The 18,169-nt window shown below is 57.1% G+C and carries 11 protein-coding genes; 4 read left to right on the forward strand and 7 right to left on the reverse strand.

The annotated features are described in order from the left end of the window. The first annotated feature begins 353 nt into the window (after positions 1-353). Both purB and JE47_RS0105960 read left to right on the forward strand, forming a co-directional pair. Complete coding sequence (gene purB / locus JE47_RS0105955; RefSeq protein WP_031458877.1) at positions 354-1,754, forward strand: adenylosuccinate lyase; 1,401 nt, start codon at positions 354-356, stop codon at positions 1,752-1,754. 259 nt (positions 1,755-2,013) lie between these two features. Continuing rightward, complete coding sequence (locus JE47_RS0105960) at positions 2,014-2,274, forward strand: NAD(P)H-dependent oxidoreductase subunit E (protein WP_051871077.1); 261 nt, start codon at positions 2,014-2,016, stop codon at positions 2,272-2,274. 74 nt (positions 2,275-2,348) lie between these two features. Here the strand turns inward: JE47_RS0105960 and JE47_RS0105965 are convergent, their stop codons facing one another. The 7 genes from JE47_RS0105965 to JE47_RS0105990 form a co-directional block, all read right to left on the reverse strand. Continuing rightward, positions 2,349-3,302: an ABC transporter ATP-binding protein gene (locus JE47_RS0105965; RefSeq protein ID WP_031458879.1), complete on the reverse strand. Its 954-nt coding sequence runs from the start codon at positions 3,300-3,302 to the stop codon at positions 2,349-2,351. A 30-nt stretch (positions 3,303-3,332) separates the two neighbouring features. Next, positions 3,333-5,180 (reverse strand): hypothetical protein, encoded by a 1,848-nt coding sequence (locus JE47_RS0105970; RefSeq protein ID WP_031458880.1) that lies wholly within the window; start codon positions 5,178-5,180, stop codon positions 3,333-3,335. Beyond that, positions 5,177-6,727 carry a PH domain-containing protein gene (locus JE47_RS0105975; RefSeq protein WP_031458881.1) on the reverse strand — a complete coding sequence of 517 codons (1,551 nt, stop codon included), beginning with the start codon at positions 6,725-6,727 and terminating at the stop codon, positions 5,177-5,179. Before JE47_RS0105975 ends, JE47_RS0105970 begins: the two co-directional genes overlap by 4 nt. A gap of 170 nt (positions 6,728-6,897) precedes the next feature. Then, positions 6,898-7,593, reverse strand: a complete 696-nt coding sequence (gene cmk / locus JE47_RS0105980; RefSeq protein ID WP_031458882.1) for a (d)CMP kinase — start codon at positions 7,591-7,593, stop codon at positions 6,898-6,900. A gap of 33 nt (positions 7,594-7,626) precedes the next feature. Beyond that, a complete protein-coding gene (gene guaA / locus JE47_RS0105985; RefSeq protein ID WP_031458883.1) occupies positions 7,627-9,168 on the reverse strand; it encodes a glutamine-hydrolyzing GMP synthase in 1,542 nt (513 codons plus the stop codon). Positions 9,169-9,705: 537 nt separating this feature from the next. After that, complete coding sequence (locus JE47_RS21545) at positions 9,706-9,885, reverse strand: hypothetical protein (protein WP_152556008.1); 180 nt, start codon at positions 9,883-9,885, stop codon at positions 9,706-9,708. A 720-nt stretch (positions 9,886-10,605) separates the two neighbouring features. After that, positions 10,606-10,995, reverse strand: a complete 390-nt coding sequence (locus tag JE47_RS0105990; protein ID WP_031458884.1) for an isoamylase early set domain-containing protein — start codon at positions 10,993-10,995, stop codon at positions 10,606-10,608. Between the two features lie 586 nt (positions 10,996-11,581). Here JE47_RS0105990 and JE47_RS0105995 point away from each other — a divergent pair. Together JE47_RS0105995 and JE47_RS20955 are read left to right on the forward strand one after the other, a co-directional pair. Further along, on the forward strand, positions 11,582-14,431 hold the full coding sequence (locus tag JE47_RS0105995) for a helicase-related protein (protein WP_031458885.1): 2,850 nt from the start codon (positions 11,582-11,584) through the stop codon (positions 14,429-14,431). Next, positions 14,428-18,087 carry an Eco57I restriction-modification methylase domain-containing protein gene (locus tag JE47_RS20955; RefSeq protein WP_051871078.1) on the forward strand — a complete coding sequence of 1,220 codons (3,660 nt, stop codon included), beginning with the start codon at positions 14,428-14,430 and terminating at the stop codon, positions 18,085-18,087. The genes JE47_RS0105995 and JE47_RS20955 overlap by 4 nt, the downstream gene beginning before the upstream one ends. Positions 18,088-18,169: the final 82 nt, after the last annotated feature.

Raw genomic sequence — 18,169 nt, forward strand, 5'->3', positions numbered from 1 at the left:
ATGTCTTGCACAGGCAATATCCTGATTTGTTTTGATCGCGTGTGATTTGCGATGAGGAGACCAGAATGTTGCCTCCCGATGTAATCGCAGCGGCGTCGGGGGCGCCGACGGTCACCGTGTCAGAATGGGACGCAGCGCTCGCCATGCGAGACGACGCGATGAACCGCTACCCCTATTCGCGGATGGTGGTAGGGTGGTGTGCGCACTACGCCACCGGTACAATAGCTACGAGATGCGCTGCTCTTACTAGTGGGAGTACGGAGCCAGCGTGCCCCTGCTTCCCCTCACCCACTCCGCCATTTCTGTGGTACCCTTCGTAACGGCAGTACCTTGCGCAAGATGGAGGATAATCAATGACCACGAACGAGATGACACAACTGGCAGCATTGGGGCCGCTCGATGGCCGGTATCGCAAGGATGTCGCAGTGCTGGCCGGTTTTTTCAGCGAGGCAGCTCTTTTTCGTTATCGGGTACGGGTGGAAGTCGAATATCTGATCTTTCTCTCGCGTGCCCGTGGCATTCACTTCGTACCACCGCTTACGCCGCCCCAACAGGCTGCATTACGAGCGCTCTACCGCCAATTCAGCGATGAGGATGCGCTGGCGATTGCGGCCTGGGATCGGCGCGTCAATCACGATGTGAAGGCGGTTGAATACTGGTTGCGCGAACGATTGACCGCCCTCGGCTTAACCGGTCATCTTGAAGCCGTTCACTTTGCGCTCACCTCAGAAGATGTCAATAATCTGGCGTATGCGCTAATGGTGAAAGAGGCGCGTGAGTTGGTTTTACTGCCAGCTCTCGAAGCGTTGCGTGAACGAATACGGCAACTGGCCGACGAAGAGGCGGCGACACCTATGCTGGCTCGTACCCATGGTCAACCGGCTACACCGACGACGTTTGGGAAAGAGATGAATGTCTTCTACATGCGATTACGGCGGGCGATCAACGATGTGATGTCGATTCGCATTACCGGCAAACTCAACGGCGCCAGCGGTGTCTTTGCCGCGCATTACGCTGCGTTGCCTCAGATCGACTGGTTGAAATTCTCGCGGGCGTTTGTTCGCTCTCTCGATCTGGAGCCCATCTTGCTGACCACGCAGATCGAACCGCACGATACGCTGGCCGCGCTCTGTGATGCCCTCAAACGGATAGGAGCCATTCTGACCGATCTGAGCCAGGATTGCTGGCGTTATATCAGTGATGGCTATCTGGTACAGGCCACCCGCGCCGGTGAAGTGGGTTCTTCGACTATGCCGCACAAGGTGAATCCGATTGACTTCGAGAATGCCGAAGGCAATCTAGCCCTGGCCGGTGCGCTGCTCGAGTTGTTCAGTCGCAAGCTGCCGGTTTCACGGCTCCAACGCGATCTTTCCGACAGTACCGTCTTACGAAATCTGGGCCTGGCTTTCGGCTACTGCCTGCTTGCCTATCAGCGGTTACTCCGCGGTCTGCAAAACATCGCCGTTGACCGTGCCCGTCTGCGCCGTGATCTCGAGGCCCACCCGGAAGTGTTGGCCGAAGCAATCCAGACGATTTTGCGCCGTGAGGGTTTTGCTGAACCATACGAATTGTTGAAAGAGTTTTCACGTGGTCGTGCCCTCACCACCGATGATCTGCACCGCTTTATCGCTAGTCTGCCGGTCAGTGATGCGGTGCGCGCCGAGTTGCAGGCCCTTACTCCGGCAACGTATATTGGCCTGGCCGTCAAACTTGCCCAACTTCGCGATGAGGCGACGGTCGGCAACTGGATATAGCGCTGATGCAAGATAATTCCACTGCCACGATCAGCGTTGTCGTGGCAGTGGGGCTGATTTTGGTCATTGTGTACACGATTTCATGTTTGCAATCTATTGACAAAGAGTGTACACTACAAAAAGAATAGATCACTGCAAGGCGGCATTCATGTGTGTCACTGGTAGAAAGTTGCTGAAAGATCCGCACTATGATCGCATGCACATTACCCACGCCGCTTGCCTTCAGATCAACTTTCAATTGTAGAAAGGTAGGCAGGGGATGGCCGCTGTTGAATTAACCGTTTGTCGGCTCTGCGCACGCAGCCGTCCCGACATCTGGAAGACCCTGGCCCGTTTACGGGCTGCGCATCCCCACGAGCTGTGCATTGTGGAACTCGACTGTATGGCCGCCTGTGATGATGTACCGGCGATCATGATAGATTACGACTATGTTCCACGCATTACCCCGCAGCAATTGATCGAACTGGTTGAAGCGCGTCTGAATGGGAAAGAGGAAATCGGAAAGATGAGCGAAAGGTAGGGGCGGATGCCCGACTCCTCACACCGCTACCCCTAACCGATTTATCATGGCACAACGAGATTTTCAGCAGGTGCTCACACTGAGGTATTGGCGCTCTGGGTAACCTTTAAAAACACCTCTTCCAGATTGCTGGTTTGGGCCGTAAAGTGGATAATTTCGACCCCATGTTGTACCAGATGGGTCAGTAATGCACTGACCGCCCGATCATCGCCATCAATATCAATAATCAGACGGGGCGGGCCTTCGTCTTGTATTGCCCGCACGGCAAGGACATGCTGCGCCGCAGTTGCCGCAATCACCGCTTGCTCGAGATCGCTGATCACATGCACTTCAAACGTCCGGTGTGGCTGCAACGAGCGCATAATCGTCTCAACATCCCCCGACGCCAGTAGGGTGCCACGCTCGATGATCCCGATGTGTGTACACATCTCAGCCAGCTCGGTCAGGATGTGGGAGCTGATCATGATCGTCTTGCCCATCCGGCGCAGCTCGCGAAGCAGTTCACGCAACTCAACGCGCGCCCGTGGATCAAGGCCGCTAGCCGGTTCATCTAGGATCAGCAGTTGTGGGTCATGGATCAGCGTGCGGGCCAGACTGAGCCGCTGCTTCATCCCGCGCGAGAGCGACATCACATCGCTATCACGTTTGTGTCCCAGGTCAACCAGGGTCAGGAGATCATCGATCAGCCTTGCCCAACGCGATGGCGGTATCTGATACGCAGCAGCGAAAAATTCGAGGTATTCCGCCGCCGTCATGTTATTGTAAAACCCAAACGCATCAGGCATGAAGCCGACGACACGACGGACTTCGTTGCGCTGGTGCGTAACTGAAAATCCTGCTACCCACGCCTCACCACCCGAAGGCTTGAGTAAGGTGGTCAGAATACGCATTGTTGTTGTTTTACCAGCACCGTTGGGGCCGATAAAACCGTAAATAGCTCCCGTCGGAATGTGCAGGTTCAGATGGTTCAGCGCCAGCATTTCCCCGTAGTAGCGGGTCAACTGTTTAGTTTCGACAATTGCTGTCATATGACTAATTATTCACTGTGTCTGTAAAGTTTATCGCAGTGCGATGATATAAAGCGTTTCACCACGCAACGCGGTTGCGCCACTATTCACCTGCATAACCGGCGATGCCTCGTTACTCCAACCAACCAGATACACCTGATCACCGGGAAATCGCGGGCCAGCTTCTTGTAATAAAATAGACCAAGACATATTTTCTATGACTGCCGTATGGAAAAAGATCGTTCCATCACTAGTGGGCATGAAATCGCGCAAGAAATTATCGTTACCGTCTTGCAGATTGATGGTTACTTCAGCACTAGGCGCGAGTTGTCCAATCCACTGCATCTCATTCTGCCATACCAGCATGACATCGTACAAGTCAGTTGAACCGGTATTGGTCAGGGTACCGCGCCAACCCTGGTTATTCCTTTCCAGACGATGGCTGAGTTGGATCGGATTGGTTGTGATCTGTTCGACAATCAGGGTGCGAAAGGCAGACGAATCGAGGACAAGATCAGGAATAGAAACGCCCGTATCGCTATACTCGGTGTCTAATGTGCTTTCCTCGAAACGACGGGGCGCCGAAACCAATGCCGACTCTGCAAAGGTGAACGTATAACGCTGCCGTTGGGGGGCAAAGACGCCTACCACCGTTGTCGCAAGCGCCGAGGGACTCCCACTCGCCGTCTGCATGATTGACAACTGAACCAATTGCACTTGCCCACCACGGAGGAGATAGCCCATCGTAAAGGTTCCGCCGAGGAAGGCAACGATGAGCAGCGGCGTAGAGACCCAGGCCCATTCCAGTCGCCGCCAGCGGCGCAGGATCAGGAACTGGATCGGCCCGATTACAACAATGTAGGCGCCGATGAGCAGCAGGAGGGTCGCGGTTGAAGGTTGCTGGAACAAGGGGATGTTCAACTGCCTCCAGGGCAAATCGGTGAACTTTTTGCGCAGCTCAGGGCCTATGGCGATACGTGGCTGAACCGACAGAACGTTTGTCCACAGATTGCGCTCAGCCGGTGAGGCACGGAGTGCTCCCAGATCGAATGCGGCAAAGATGATTGTACCGGCGCCAACTTCCCGCCGACTGATCAGACCATCGTTTGTCACCGATCGGGCGTCAGGGCGTAATGTGACCGTGTTGGCGGTCAGATCAGGGACAAAGTTGCTTAAGCCAGTTAGACTACTGACCTGCTCGAGCGCAGCCACTGAAACCCCACGCTGCAAAGCGCCTACCGTAACCGGCAACATATCGGCGAAGGCACGGATCGCTGTTTCACCTGCTGCACCACCACCAACCAGGAGCGTTCCCCCTTGTTGCACCCAACTCAACAGCGCAGCCCGCTGTTCGGCGCGCAAGTCGGTGGTCAGATCACGTACCGCGATCACGTCAAATGCTGCCAACAAGAGCGGATCATCCGCAATCAACGCAGGGTCAAACGGGAGCACTGCAAAGTTGGCAGTTGAAAGACTGCTCAATACTGCCGGATCGCTGCTAAGCAAGCCGAGCGTGTACAGATCATCACGGAGCGGGTTTAGGGGAACTTGTTGCCGCCCTACTTCAACCCCATCGGCTGTCGCCATGAGCAATGCCTGGCGGGTTTCTGAGTGTACCACTGGGAAGACAATCCGCTTACGGGCACCGCCGGGTAAATCAATCCGATAGCGTTGCGTAGACCCTCGATCACTGAGACTACGCCACTCGAGCGTAAGCTGTCGATCAGCGCCATCGTTGGTCAGCGTAATCCAGACCGGAAACCAGTAGCCGGGGCGATAGGTTCCTTCGCCATCAATCCCGGCCTGCACAGCAATGGTTATCGGTGAGGGTTGTTGTGCGGCGATCGGTGTAGGAACCATCACCAGTACGAGCAGGCACAGCAGGATGAAGCGTCTCATGCGGAAGGTTGCTCCTTCGATTCAGCCGGTAGCTGTTCTGCCAGAGCGATCGTGGTTCCGTTTGCCGGCATTAACTCGTTGTGTCGTTGTTGGGCGAGATGGTAGTGGCGCAGCAGTTCCAGCATATCGTTAAGTGAACGCTCTTTATCAACACGCTTAAACATCACGTAATAGTCATTGATCATCGCCACCACATCTCGCGGTTTTGGCACGTGCAAGAAGGTAAACTTCCCACCGCTACCGGCTGTCTCTACCACCACATCACCGTAGCCGAGGAAGTTACTGATAAACGTCGTCTCAAAAGAGACATTGGTGATAGCGCCAAGGCTGGCGGCACGGCGATCCTCTGGCCCAAACGGTTTCTTCTCAATATCGATGATGTTCGTCGGAGTGAGGATGTACATATCGTTCCGAAAATCTTCAATTTCCCAGGCCGACCAGGCCAGAAATGCGATCAGAATCGCAATAATGAACACGGTTAGCCACGGCCCTGGCAATAAGCCCCAGCTTCCCAATAAGATCACGATCATCCAACCCACAAACAGCATGGCAACAGGGGGAGCAATCCCCTGTAGTAGAAACAACCAGTGTTTCCGCCAGATAATAGTCTCTTTCTCCGGTTGCACTTCAGGGTTGGGTGGTAATAACCAACTGAGCCAGGGCCAGCGTGTTGGGTTTGCCGGGAGTGAGCGTTTGGTGCGTGGTGGAGGCTCATTGTAGACTTTTGTCTCTATCAATGTAGCCAAATCTTGCTCGCCACGTTTGCGGCGATTTTCGTTAACCTGGGCCATAATCCGGCGCTGCATCTCCTTGGGGTTCCGCGCACCGTGAAAGACAATGTTGCCACCAATGCGGGCCGATTTCACTTCAATGGTACCGTACTGAAACCAGTGTTGGGGATAGGTCTTGGTCGCGGCAAAAACATCTTGAACTTCCTCAATAAAAATCTGCTGTTGCACGCGCTGTTCGAGCAAACGTGGGATGAAGACTTGATCATTATCGTAAACCACCCGACGATTGGTGAGGATCAGTTCATCGTTTAACCAGTCGTACACGACGAAGAAAATCGAGAAGAGGCTGACGGTTGCCAGGCCGATCAAAAGCAGGTTGATCGAATCGAACGCCTGACCAAAAAAACGACCGGGATCAATATAGAAGATACGTCCTCCGTTGTACCGAAACCAGATCAGAGCCAGGATAGCCAGATTAGCGGCCAACAACACCCGACCTGGATTCGGGTCTTTACCACCACGTACCCACAACGCGACCCAGAAGAGGATCAATACCGCCTCGATCAGCACCAGGATGATGTTGAAGAGATCAAAACCGGTCGGCTCACCAGTGTTAGACACCAGAAAACCACCACCGATGGCGCGGTAGATCGCAATACCGCCGAAGAAGCAGATACTGAGCAGAGGGATGATCAGCCGTGAGAGAAGAATGATCCAGTGCCGACCGGTCACGTAGAGAATCTGCTCATTCTCTGCCAGGTCAAGTGCACTGTCGGCATCTTCGTAGAGTAACCGGTCAAGAAACTTTCCCGCCATAGCGCGGTCTCCCTCGCTGGTTGCCTGCGACCATCGTATGCGTGCGCAGGAGCGGTGGTGCAGAGGGTTCATCCCTCTGAAACTGCTCTGCACCCATCACCATCGGCGACTTTACGGGTTCGCTGATGGTGGCAGGCGGCACAGGTCCGCACGCTTCCCCTGCGCAATCCTCACTCTGTGCGCCTGTTGCTCTGCTCAGTACCGTTCACCAACTGATGCAACACCCACTCTACCTCTTCGGCCGGTGTAAGTCCATCGTTCACCAGTATGATAGCATCGGCAGCCGGTTGCGAAACATGGGCATCAAGCGCATCACGTTCGGCTAGGGCAGCAGCAACCTGTTCCAGCGACGTATCGATATTGCGGCTGCGCAGCTCGGCCAGTCGTCGCCGGGCACGTTCGGTTAATGAGGCCTGCAAGTAGATTTTGAGATCGGCATCAGGCATCACCACTGTGCCAATATCGCGACCGACCATCACCACTTGCCCCCGCCGACCGATGGCTTGTTGCTGACGGATCATCTCGCGTCGTACAGCCGGAAAACGTGCCGTTCGTGAGACGATCCGTTCGACCTCCGGTGTGCGAATGGCCCAGGTGACGTCTTCACCATCGACCAGAACTGTATATTGCCGACCATCGGGAACGGTCGGCGCTGTGACATCAATCGTGAGGCGATGGGCCAGCGCGGTAAGGGCATCTTCATCGTCAGGATTGATACCGGCCCGTAGTGCGGCCAGCGCCAGCGCACGGTACATCACACCGGTATCGAAGTAAAGATAACCCAGCTCAGCCGCCAGTAAAGCGCCTAATGTGCTCTTACCGGCAGCCGATTGACCATCAATTGCGATTGTTCGTGGTAGGCGCATAGCTCTATTGTAGCATGGGGCTGCCGTGTGTGGCTACTCCCACTCAATCGTTGCCGGTGGCTTCGATGAAATGTCGTACACGACCCGATTGACACCTTCGACTTCGTTGACGATGCGGCTACTGACACGAGACAGGAGTTCGTAGGGTAAACGTGCCCAGTCGGCAGTCATGTAATCCTCGGTGGTGATCGCCCGCAACGCGATTGTCACCCCATACGAGCGCCCATCTCCCATAACGCCAACGCTCTGCACCGGCAGGAGTACCGCGAAGGCCTGTTGAGTAGCTCGATAATAGCCACTGGCGCGTAACTCTTCCAGAAAGATCTTATCGGCCTGGCGCAACGTTTCAAGACGTTCCCAGGTCACTGCCCCAACGATCCGCACCGCCAGCCCTGGCCCAGGGAAGGGATGCCGCCAAACCCACTCTTCAGGCAGGCCGAGCTGCAAGCCGGCAGCGCGCACTTCATCCTTAAAGAGGTAGCGGAGCGGTTCCACCAGCTTGAGTTGCATATCTGCCGGTAAACCACCCACGTTGTGATGAGTTTTGATTTTAGCCGCCTTTGGTCGGTCAGGCGCCGTTGATTCGATCACATCGGGATAGAGCGTACCCTGGGCCAGAAATTCAACTCCTTGTAAGGCACGAGCTTCTCGCTCGAAGATGCGAATAAACTTCTCACCGATAATCTTGCGTTTTTGTTCGGGATCAACGACCCCTTCGAGCGCAGATAAAAACTCTTCGCGCGCATCGACGGCAATCAGGGGTACGTGAAAGTGCTCGCGGAAGGTGGTGATCACCTGTTCAGCTTCACCGGCGCGTAACAGACCATTATCCACAAAGACGCAGGTCAACCGATCACCAATGGCCCGATGGATGATCAATGCCGCCACCGCCGAATCGACCCCTCCAGAAAGCGCGCAGATCACACGGCCCTCGTCACCAACCTGTGCCCGGACACGCTCGATAGCCTCGGCCACGAAGTTGACCGGTTGCCATTCCGGGCGGGCACCGCACAGGCGGGCAAAATTGTTCAGGATCGTCCGTCCGTAAACGGTGTGTACCACCTCTGGGTGAAACTGCACGCCGTACCAGCGCCGCTGATCGTCGGCTATTGCGGCGAAAGGGGTGGCTGGATTGGCAGCAATGGCTGTAAAGCCGGTCGGCAACTGCTCGATCCGATCACCGTGGCTCATCCAGACCGGTTGCTCGGTCGGCGTATCGGCGAACAGCGGATGCGGACGGGTAACTGTGATCATCGCCGGGCCATATTCACGTCCGGTCGGGCGCGTGACGATGCCGCCGAGGGTGTGGCTGATTAACTGCATACCGTAGCAAATGCCGAGCACCGGCAGGTCGCTCGCTACCAACCAGGTCGGCAAGGCAGGCGCGCCCGGCTCGTAGACGCTGGCTGGGCCACCGCTCAATACGATTCCCACCGGCGATAGGGATCGCACCTGAGTCTCTGGGGCATCGTAGGGAAGGAGTTCGCTATAATATCCCAATTCGCGCAGCCGTCGCACAATAAGCTGTGCGGTCTGCGAACCAAAGTCGAGCACGGGTATACTGTGTGTTGTCATGGAACGTTCCTGATAAAGGGAAAGGCTCTTGCCCTCCTTGAGAACCAGCAAGCCTCAGCGAGGCTGCTGCGCGTCGTTACTTTCTGCCGATAGCGCTTCGTGAGAACTTTCGATCTGGCGCGTTACTATCGGCATTATAACAAATTTTATCTAAGAGTATGATCAAAAACCTGGATAGTTGATGCGGTTCTGCAATGGCATTCCAAACGATAGGTACCGGATCGTTGCGGATGAGAACCGTTGGCCGGCAGGGGATGCGTCACCCTTCCGCGATGGGAGGGGTGTGCAACGTATTCCGTCCCGGTGCTGCGGCGCACGGCTAGCGCGCCCTCCCCTTCCCCCTGGCCCCCTTCCGCTCCCACACGGGGAGCGGAAGGGGGGACGTGGGGGGCTGGCGCGAAAGCCTGTTGGCCCGCGCACGCAATGGTCGGAGATGCCCGGTACGAGCCTCATGCAACATCCGGGTTTTTAATCAGGCTCTCATACTAGTCAAGCAGAACGGTGGATCAGCGAGGGGGCAGCACTCTCTGCTGTGGTTTACCGATGCACCAGCCTGGGTACGCGGGCCTCTGGCCCGCCGGTGCGGCGAATGGTTGGAACCGATTGGGAAGCGATCAGCGCCGTAATGGTTAGGGAAACGTTGGCGGGTAAGGTATGCGTCTCCGTGATGAGCTGGAAGAGGGTTGCACCGGTGTCAGCGTTGGTGCTGCGGCGCACGGCTAGCGCGCCCTCCCCTTCCCCCTGGCCCCCTTCCGCTCCCACACGGGGAGCGGAAGGGGGGACGTGGGGGGCTGGCGCGAAAGCCTGTTGGCCCGCGCACGCAATGGTCGGAGATGCCCGGTACGAGCCTCATGCAACATCCGGGTTTTTGATCAGGCTCTCATACTAGTCAAGCAGAACGGTGGATCAGCGAGGGGGCAGCACTCTCTGCTGTGGTTTACCGATGCACCAGCCTGGGTACGCGGGCCTCTGGCCCGCTGGTGCGGCGAATGGTTGGAACCGATTGGGAAGCGATCAGCGCCGTAATGGTTAGGGAACCGTTGGCGGGTAAGGTATGCGTCGCCCTTCCGCGATGGGAGGGGTGTGCAACGTCTTCCGTCCCGGTGCTGCGGCGCACGGCTGGCACGCCCTCCCCTTCCCCCTGGCCCCCTTCCGCTCCCACACGGGGAGCGGAAGGGGGGAGGGTTGGTCCCCTCACGCAATGGTCGCACGGGTTAGGTACTTGCCCAATGAGAAATCTGGGTTTTTGAACAGGCTCTGAGAGATTGGCAACAACGGCGTATGCCACAACTGCGATGAGGCACGTATGCAGGATAAGTGAAGATCCCCAGACAAGGGGTTAAAAATAGGTCCGAGGTCGGTCTCCCGTTGGGGTGAAACATGTTTCGCCCCAACGGGAGACGGGGCCGTAGGTGAAAAGGTGCTGCATCAGGCCACTTACCCGTTTGAGACCAGGCGCAGCCGCGGCGGGAATGACATCAGTGCCGGTTTTTGACCGACGGCCTGCTCGGCTTCAGGTTCGGAATCGGCAAAGATCGTTGTGTCAACGACGGAATTGTCACCACCGTAGGGATTGGGAACGTAGCCATCGGCGTTCCAGTCGTTGTGCCATTCGTTATCGTTAACGAGATAGCGGTACTGGTAGATGCGACCGGCGTCGAGGTCGAGTGTGACCATCCAGCCGTGTTCGGTGGCACGTAAGGGGGTGGCACGTGGGTTCCAGCCGTTAAAGTCGCCGACGAGGTGAATGGTATCAGCCCATATCGCGGCGGGGAGCGAAAAGGTTACACGTACTTTACCGGCCGGGCCGATCTGTTTCGTTATCATGCCAAACTCCTTTGTTGGGCTGATTCTTCGACAACGCTGTCTCTTTGTTTATGTGCAATTATAGCATGCGCGAGAATGACATATCGATAACAATGAGTAGTATTTTGACCATTGATATTTGTGTTGCTGCGAAGGTGAATACGGCCCTTTCCAACTCGTGCCGTTTAGCGCCTCTCCGCAAGTGTTGTATTCCACAATTCACGCTCACATGCGCGCCGATAGGCGTTACCGGCCATACGGCAATCATTGGCGTGCGGTGGTACGCTGAACTGTGCGTCGGCGTCTTGTGACTACTTACCGGCCGCGTGCCCACAAAGAGCGGTAGAGGTCAGGCGAAGGTGAGTGAACATTTCTCGCCGCCGCTTTTTCCCACGGCGGGGTTGTGTACACGATTGAAGCCGGGAACCGTTTGCTGCTGCTATCGGCTTGTATGTTTTTGACCACATGGTTTCTGGTGTAAAATAGTGCTGATACCTTGAGAAAAACGCTGGTGTCATCACAGATAACCTGGCGATACCCTGTACTTACATTTAGATGGGCGGCTTTTCAGCCGGTCGAATCATCTACTGTCTGTGAGGTTCAGCCAATGCAACCTGGTTCGATTGTGCGTTGTCGGAAACGTGATTGGGTGTTGTTACCATCAGACCAACCCGATGTTGTGTTGCTCCGACCACTAGCCGGGGCGAGCGATCAGGTGGTGGCGATTCATCGTCGGCTGGCCGACCTGGTGGGCTATACGTTACCTGAGGAGCGTCTGCAACCGGCGACGTTTCCACTACCCACTGTCGATCAGGTTGCTGATGCGGCGGCAATCCGGTTGCTCTGGCAGGCCGCCCGTTTGACCCTCCGTGAAGGCGCAGCACCGTTGCGCTCACTGGGACGGATTTCGATCCGGCCTCGTACCTATCAGTTTGTTCCGCTCCTGATGGCGCTCCGTCTGCATCCGGTACGACTGTTGATCGCCGATGATGTGGGAGTAGGCAAGACTATCGAAGCGCTGTTGATTGCCCGTGAGCTGATCGACCGTCAGGAGATTCGGCAGTTGTGTGTGCTCTGTCCGCCGTATCTCTGCGAACAGTGGCAGCACGAGCTGACGACGAAGTTTCACCTCGATGCAGTGATCATCCGTTCGGGAACCATCACGCAGTTGGAACGACAGGTGCCATCGGGCAAGAGTATCTATGCTCATTACCCGATTCAAGTGGTAAGTATCGATTTTGTAAAAACGGATCGAAACCGTCATCAGTTTCTGCTGCATTGCCCTGAACTGGTGATTGTTGATGAAGCGCACAGCGCAGCGGCAGCCGATGAACGTTTTCAGAGTCAGCAGCAGCGGCATCGTCTGCTCCAGGAGCTGGCTGCTGATGCGCAACGTCATCTTCTTCTGCTCACTGCTACCCCTCACAGTGGGATTGATGCGGCATTTCGTTCGTTGCTGGGTCTGCTGCGACCGGAGTTTGCGACCTGGCAGATTGCCGAGCTAGCGGAAAACCAACGGGCAACGCTGGCCCGCTATGTTGTCCAGCGGACGCGCAAAGATATTGAGCTGCACTGGGAAGAGGTGCGCTGTTTCCCCAGCCGAGAAGCGGTTGACGTGACGTATGATCTTTCGCCCGAGTACCGTCACTTATTTGAACGCATCTACGCCTTCTGTTCCGAGATCGTGCATACCGGCGACCATTTGCACGAACGTCAGCGGCGGGTGCGGTATTGGGGGGCGTTGGCGCTGCTGCGCTGTGTGATGTCGAGTCCGGCTGCTGCCCGTGCCGCGTTAGCAGCCCGTATTGATACGTTAGCGCTTGCCGACGAAGAGAGCGATTTTCAGCCGTTTATTTTTGAAGCTGATGACAGTCGTACCAATGATGAGGTGCCGTTACCGCCGGTTGAGGCGAGTGCGCAAATGTTGAACGATCACGAGCGGCGACGATTGCACGAGCTGATTCGTCTCACCAAAGCACTGGCCGGGCCGACTGCCGATACCAAACTGCAACGCTGCCGCGATGTGGTGCAGCAGTTGCTCAGCGAGGGTTTTTGCCCCATTCTGTGGTGTCGCTATATCGCTACTGCCGACTATCTGGCCGAGCATCTGCGGCAGACGCTGCCAGAAACGGTACAGGTGGTGTGTGTGACCGGGCGTATGGCAGATAATGAACGGCGGATGCTGATCGAATCGCTTACGACCGACCGGCCACGGGTGTTGGTTGCCACCGATTGCCTGAGCGAGGGGATCAATTTGCAAGACCGTTTTAACGCGGTAGTACACTACGATTTGCCCTGGAATCCGAACCGGCTCGAACAGCGTGAGGGGCGGGTTGACCGCTACGGCCAGTTGTCCTCAATTGTGCAGGTGATCCGCATCTACGGGCGGGATAATCCGGTAGACGGCGTGGTGATCGATGTGCTGCTGAACAAAGCCCGTGAGATTCATCGTGCGCTGGGAACGTATGTGCCGGTTCCTGAAGATAGTGCCAGTGTCACCGAAGCGGTACTCAATGCGCTCTTTTTGCGGCGTGGTCGCGAAGGACAACAACTGGAACTCGATCTCGGCGTACCGGCGGTTGAGGTGCTGCACCGGCGCTGGCAACGAGATGCCGAGTGCGAGCGGGTTAACCGTACTCGGTTTGCGCAGCGAGCACTGAAGCCAGACGAGGTGCGCCGGGAGCTGGAGGCAACCGATGCCGTGCTCGGCGATCCGACGGCGGTGCGCGAGTTTGTGTTAACGGCGGCACAACGGTTGGGGTTGCCCATCCAGCCTGATCGCCGCCGAGCTGATGTCTTTTTGGTTGATGTGTCGGAGGCGACGTTGAACCGCTTGCCGGCGCCGATCCGGGCAGGGCTGACACCATACCTATCCACTCCGCACCGTTCTTCGCTATGGCGAATGAGCTTTGTTTCACCGGTACCTCCTGAAGCTGAATACCTCGGTCGCAACCATCGCTTTGTCACAACTCTGGCCCGCTTCTTGTTTGAAGATGCGCTCGCCAATCCCCAATCGGCCATCGCTGCCCGTTGTGGTGTGATCCGTACCCGCGCAGTGTCACGACTAACAACGCTCTGGCTACTGCGGGTACGCTACCTGCTCGAACAACCGGATCGGCATCCGCTGTTGGCCGAAGAGGTGGTGGTTGTCGGTCAACAGGCAACGGGTGAGTGGCTCGATCTCGACCAGGCGCTGGCCTTGCTCGCTGCGCAACCTGATGCGAATGTGTCGTTGGCAGAAAAGCGCGAACTGATCGACGCTGCGCTCGCCCAGTGGCTGACCCTGCACCAACCAATCGCCGCGTTCTTGAACGAACGGGCTGATGTGCTCGAACAGAGCCATAAGCGCATCCGACAGGCAGTGGCGCTGCGCGTGCGTGAATTGGCGTTGAAGCCTCAGCTTCCGCCTGATCTGCTCGGCATTCTTGTCTTGCAACCGATAGTTACACCACAATGAGTACCTTTCCAACACTGCGCATTGCAGGTGGTCTCTTTGGGCCTGACCTGCCTGAACAACTGTTGCGGGGCGAACTGCCGTACCAGCAACCGGAGGATTTTGGTATCAGCAGTCGTCGCCATCTGAACGATGAGATTGCGGCTGTGTTTCACGATGCCTGCACGCTCTGGGGTGTCTTTCAAAACCGGCTGGCCCGCCTCGACGAACGGGATTCGGCGACCTCGCTCACCCGCGACGCCTGGATGATCCCGCTCTTGAGTATGCTTGGCTACGAGTTGCGCTACAACGCCCGCGCCTACGACATCGACGGGATGAGTTTCGCAATCTCGCACCGTCTCGGCGAGGACGATGATGCGGTACCGGTGCATATTGTCGGTTTCCGGCAGGAGCTTGACCAGCTTGCACCGGGTGGACGCCCGCGCCTTGCGCCGCACACCCTGCTGCAAGAGTATCTCAACCGCACCGAGCATCTTTGGGGTCTTGTCACCAATGGCCGTATCATCCGCCTGTTGCGCAACAGTACCGCTATTCGCCGCCAGGTCTATCTTGAGTTCGATCTGGCAACGATGATTGAAGAGCAACACTTTCAAGACTTCGCCGTTTTCTACCGGCTGCTTCACCGATCACGCTTGCCGCGTACCGCCAGCGCTGCTCGCTCGTGCCCGCTGGAAATCTACTATCAACACGCGCTAGAACAGGGCAGCCGGGTGCGCGAGAAGTTGCGCGAAGGGGTAGAAGTCTGTTTGCAACGGCTTGCTAATGGCTTTCTCGCTCATCGTGACAGTCACGCGCTACGCGCATGGGTATCTGCGAACGGTGCAGCCGATCTTTACCGTCAGCTCTTGCGGTTGGTCTACCGTCTGCTCTTTCTGCTCGTTTCGGAAGAGCGTGGTCTGATCAGCGCCGATCCGCTCTACCGCGAACACTACAGCATCACCCGCCTGCGCACGCTCGTCGAACGGCAAGACGCCTTCACCGACCACGACGATCTTTGGTGCTCGTTGCGCGTGCTCTGGATGGTGCTGCGCGATGATACCTCGCTCGACGACGGCCAACCGCTGGCGAAGCTGCTCGGTCTGCCGGTCTTGAACGGTGAACTCTTTGCTGAACAGGAGCTTGATCAGGCCAGCATAACCAACCGCGATCTGCTCGGCGCGTTCTGGTACCTCACCTTCTACGACTCGCCGCCGCGTCGGATCAACTACGCGGCGCTCGATACCGAAGAACTCGGCTCGGTCTACGAAAGCCTGCTCGAACTGCACCCAACCGTCACCGGCGATGACCAGCAGATGCGTTTTTCGCTCGAACTGCGTGGGACCGAACGGCGCGCTACTGGGTCGCATTACACGCCGCCTGAGCTGGTCGGGCGGCTTGTGCAACAGACGCTCGAACCGGTCTTACACGAGCGGCTGGCCGGATGTCCGACCCCTGGCGAGCGCGAGCGCAAGACGGCCATTCTCACCATGAAGATTCTCGATCCGGCCTGTGGGTCGGGCCATTTTCTGCTGGCAGCGGCTCGGCGGCTAGGGAAAGAGTTGGCGCGACTGCGCACCGGCGCCGATGAACCGCCGCCCGAAGCCATCCAGGATGGCGTGCGTGATGTGATAACCCACTGCATCTACGGCGTCGATAAGAACCCGCTGGCGGTTGAGCTGTGTCGCGTGGCCCTCTGGCTTGAAGGCCACACCCGCGATAAACCGCTCACCTTTCTCGAATCGCATATCCGCTGCGGCGACTCGCTGATCGGGCTAGCCGACCTCAGCCTCTTAAAAGACGGTATCCCCGATGCAGCGTACCGACCGTTAGGCAAGACCAACCGTGCGCTGCTAAGCGCAGCCCGCAAACGAAACGGCAGAGAACGAAAAGAGACCCTCTTTCAATACGGATTCGTTTCCCAACTGTTGGCCGAGATTGCACAAGCAATCCGACGGATTATCGCGATGCCCGAAACCTCGATTGCCGAGGTGCGCGCCAAACGAGCGGCCTTCGCGCAGCTTCAGCAGAGCACTGCCTTCCGGCAACTCAAAGACGCTTGCGATACTTACACCGCCGCTTTCTTTGGGCAGGAAACAGACCATCCGCTGCTGTTCACCACTGCCGATCTGTACGAGGTGCTGCGCAGGGATAAGCTGCCCGATCCGCAGATACTTAGCCGGGTGACGGAGCTGAGCCACCGGTACACTTTCTTCCACTGGGCACTCGAATTCGCTGACATCCTGGAACTGCGTGACACCGGTGCAGCCCAGGGCGGCTTTGATGTCATCATCGGCAACCCACCGTTCATGGGTGGGTTACGCATCAGCAGCTCCTTCGGCGCAGCCTATCGCCTGTGGCTAGAAACCGTCTATCACCCTTTCGGTGGTACTGCCGACCTTTGCGCCGCCTTCTTCCGGCGCGCTTTTACCTTGCTCAAACCCGGCGGTCGGCTGGGCCTAATTGCCACCAACACGCTGGGGCAAGGCGATACCCGCGAAAGCGGTCTGAAGTTCATCCTGGCTCAGGGTGGCCAGATACCGTTCGCGCAACGCTTTGTCAAATGGCCCGGCCAGGCGAACGTCGAAGTCAATCTTGTGGTCATTGAAGCCCCGCGTCTGGGAAGTGACCATCCCCGTCGTGCTGCCGCGATCCTCGACGACCAGCAGGTACCCTTCATCTCTTCGCGCCTCGACGATCAGCCCGAACACGAACCGGTGCGCCTGCCGCTGAATGAAGGCAAGGCGTTTCAAGGGGATATTGTGCGCGGCATTGGCTTCGTGCTCGAATCGGCCGAGGCCCAGGCCCTGATCGAGCGCGACCCGCGCAACGCCGATTGCCTCTTCCCCTATTTGAATGGCGAAGACCTGAATAGCCACCCCGAACAGCAGCCCAGCCGTTGGGTGATCTGCTTCCACGACTGGGAGCTAGCGCGGGCCCAGCAGTACCCTGACCTGTTGCGGATTGTGGCAGAGCGGGTGAAGCCGGAGCGTGAACGGCTGAACGGCCCCGGCGACCGGCGTAATCGCGAATATTGGTGGCAATTCGGCGCCTACCGTACCGGCATGCGCCAGGCCATCGCCCCGCTACGGCGGGTGTTGGTGAGGAGTCGGGTCAGTGAGTTGCATGCAATGGTGTTTGTTCCTCAGGGGTACATCTATAATGAGCAGCTCATCGTCTTTGCCTATGAAGACGACTACCACTTCGCCCTGCTGCAATCTGCTGTGCATGAGGTGTGGGTACGAAAACAAGCCTCCAGTTTACGTACCGACCTCCGCTACACACCAACCGACTGCTTTGCCACCTTCCCCTTCCCACCGGCGGAATACGAACACCTGGCAGCAGGAGCATGGCAGCTTTCCGACATGCCGCCGGTCTTCTGGCAGGCGGCGCAGATCGGCGCCACCTACCACGAACACCGCCGCCAGATCATGCAGGCCCGACAACTAGGCCTGACCAAAACCTACAACCTCTTCCACAACCCGACCTGCACCGACGCCGATATTGTTGAACTACGGCGACTGCACGTTGCGCTCGACCGCATCATCATGGCGTGTTACGGATGGGATGATCTTGACCCACAACACGATTTTTACCCCAACGAGCGCGGCCAGATCCGCTACACGGTTGCACCATCAGTCCAGCGCGAGCTGGTGTGGCGGTTGATGGAGCTGAACAGATAACTGCCATAGGTGTCTAAGCCAAATAATTCATGCCGTCCAAGGTTGAAACACAGCTCACCACGATGATTGCTCACTATCGAAC

It is taken from the genome of Chloroflexus sp. MS-G (assembly GCF_000735195.1).
In the GTDB taxonomy this organism is placed as follows: Bacteria; Chloroflexota; Chloroflexia; order Chloroflexales; family Chloroflexaceae; genus Chloroflexus.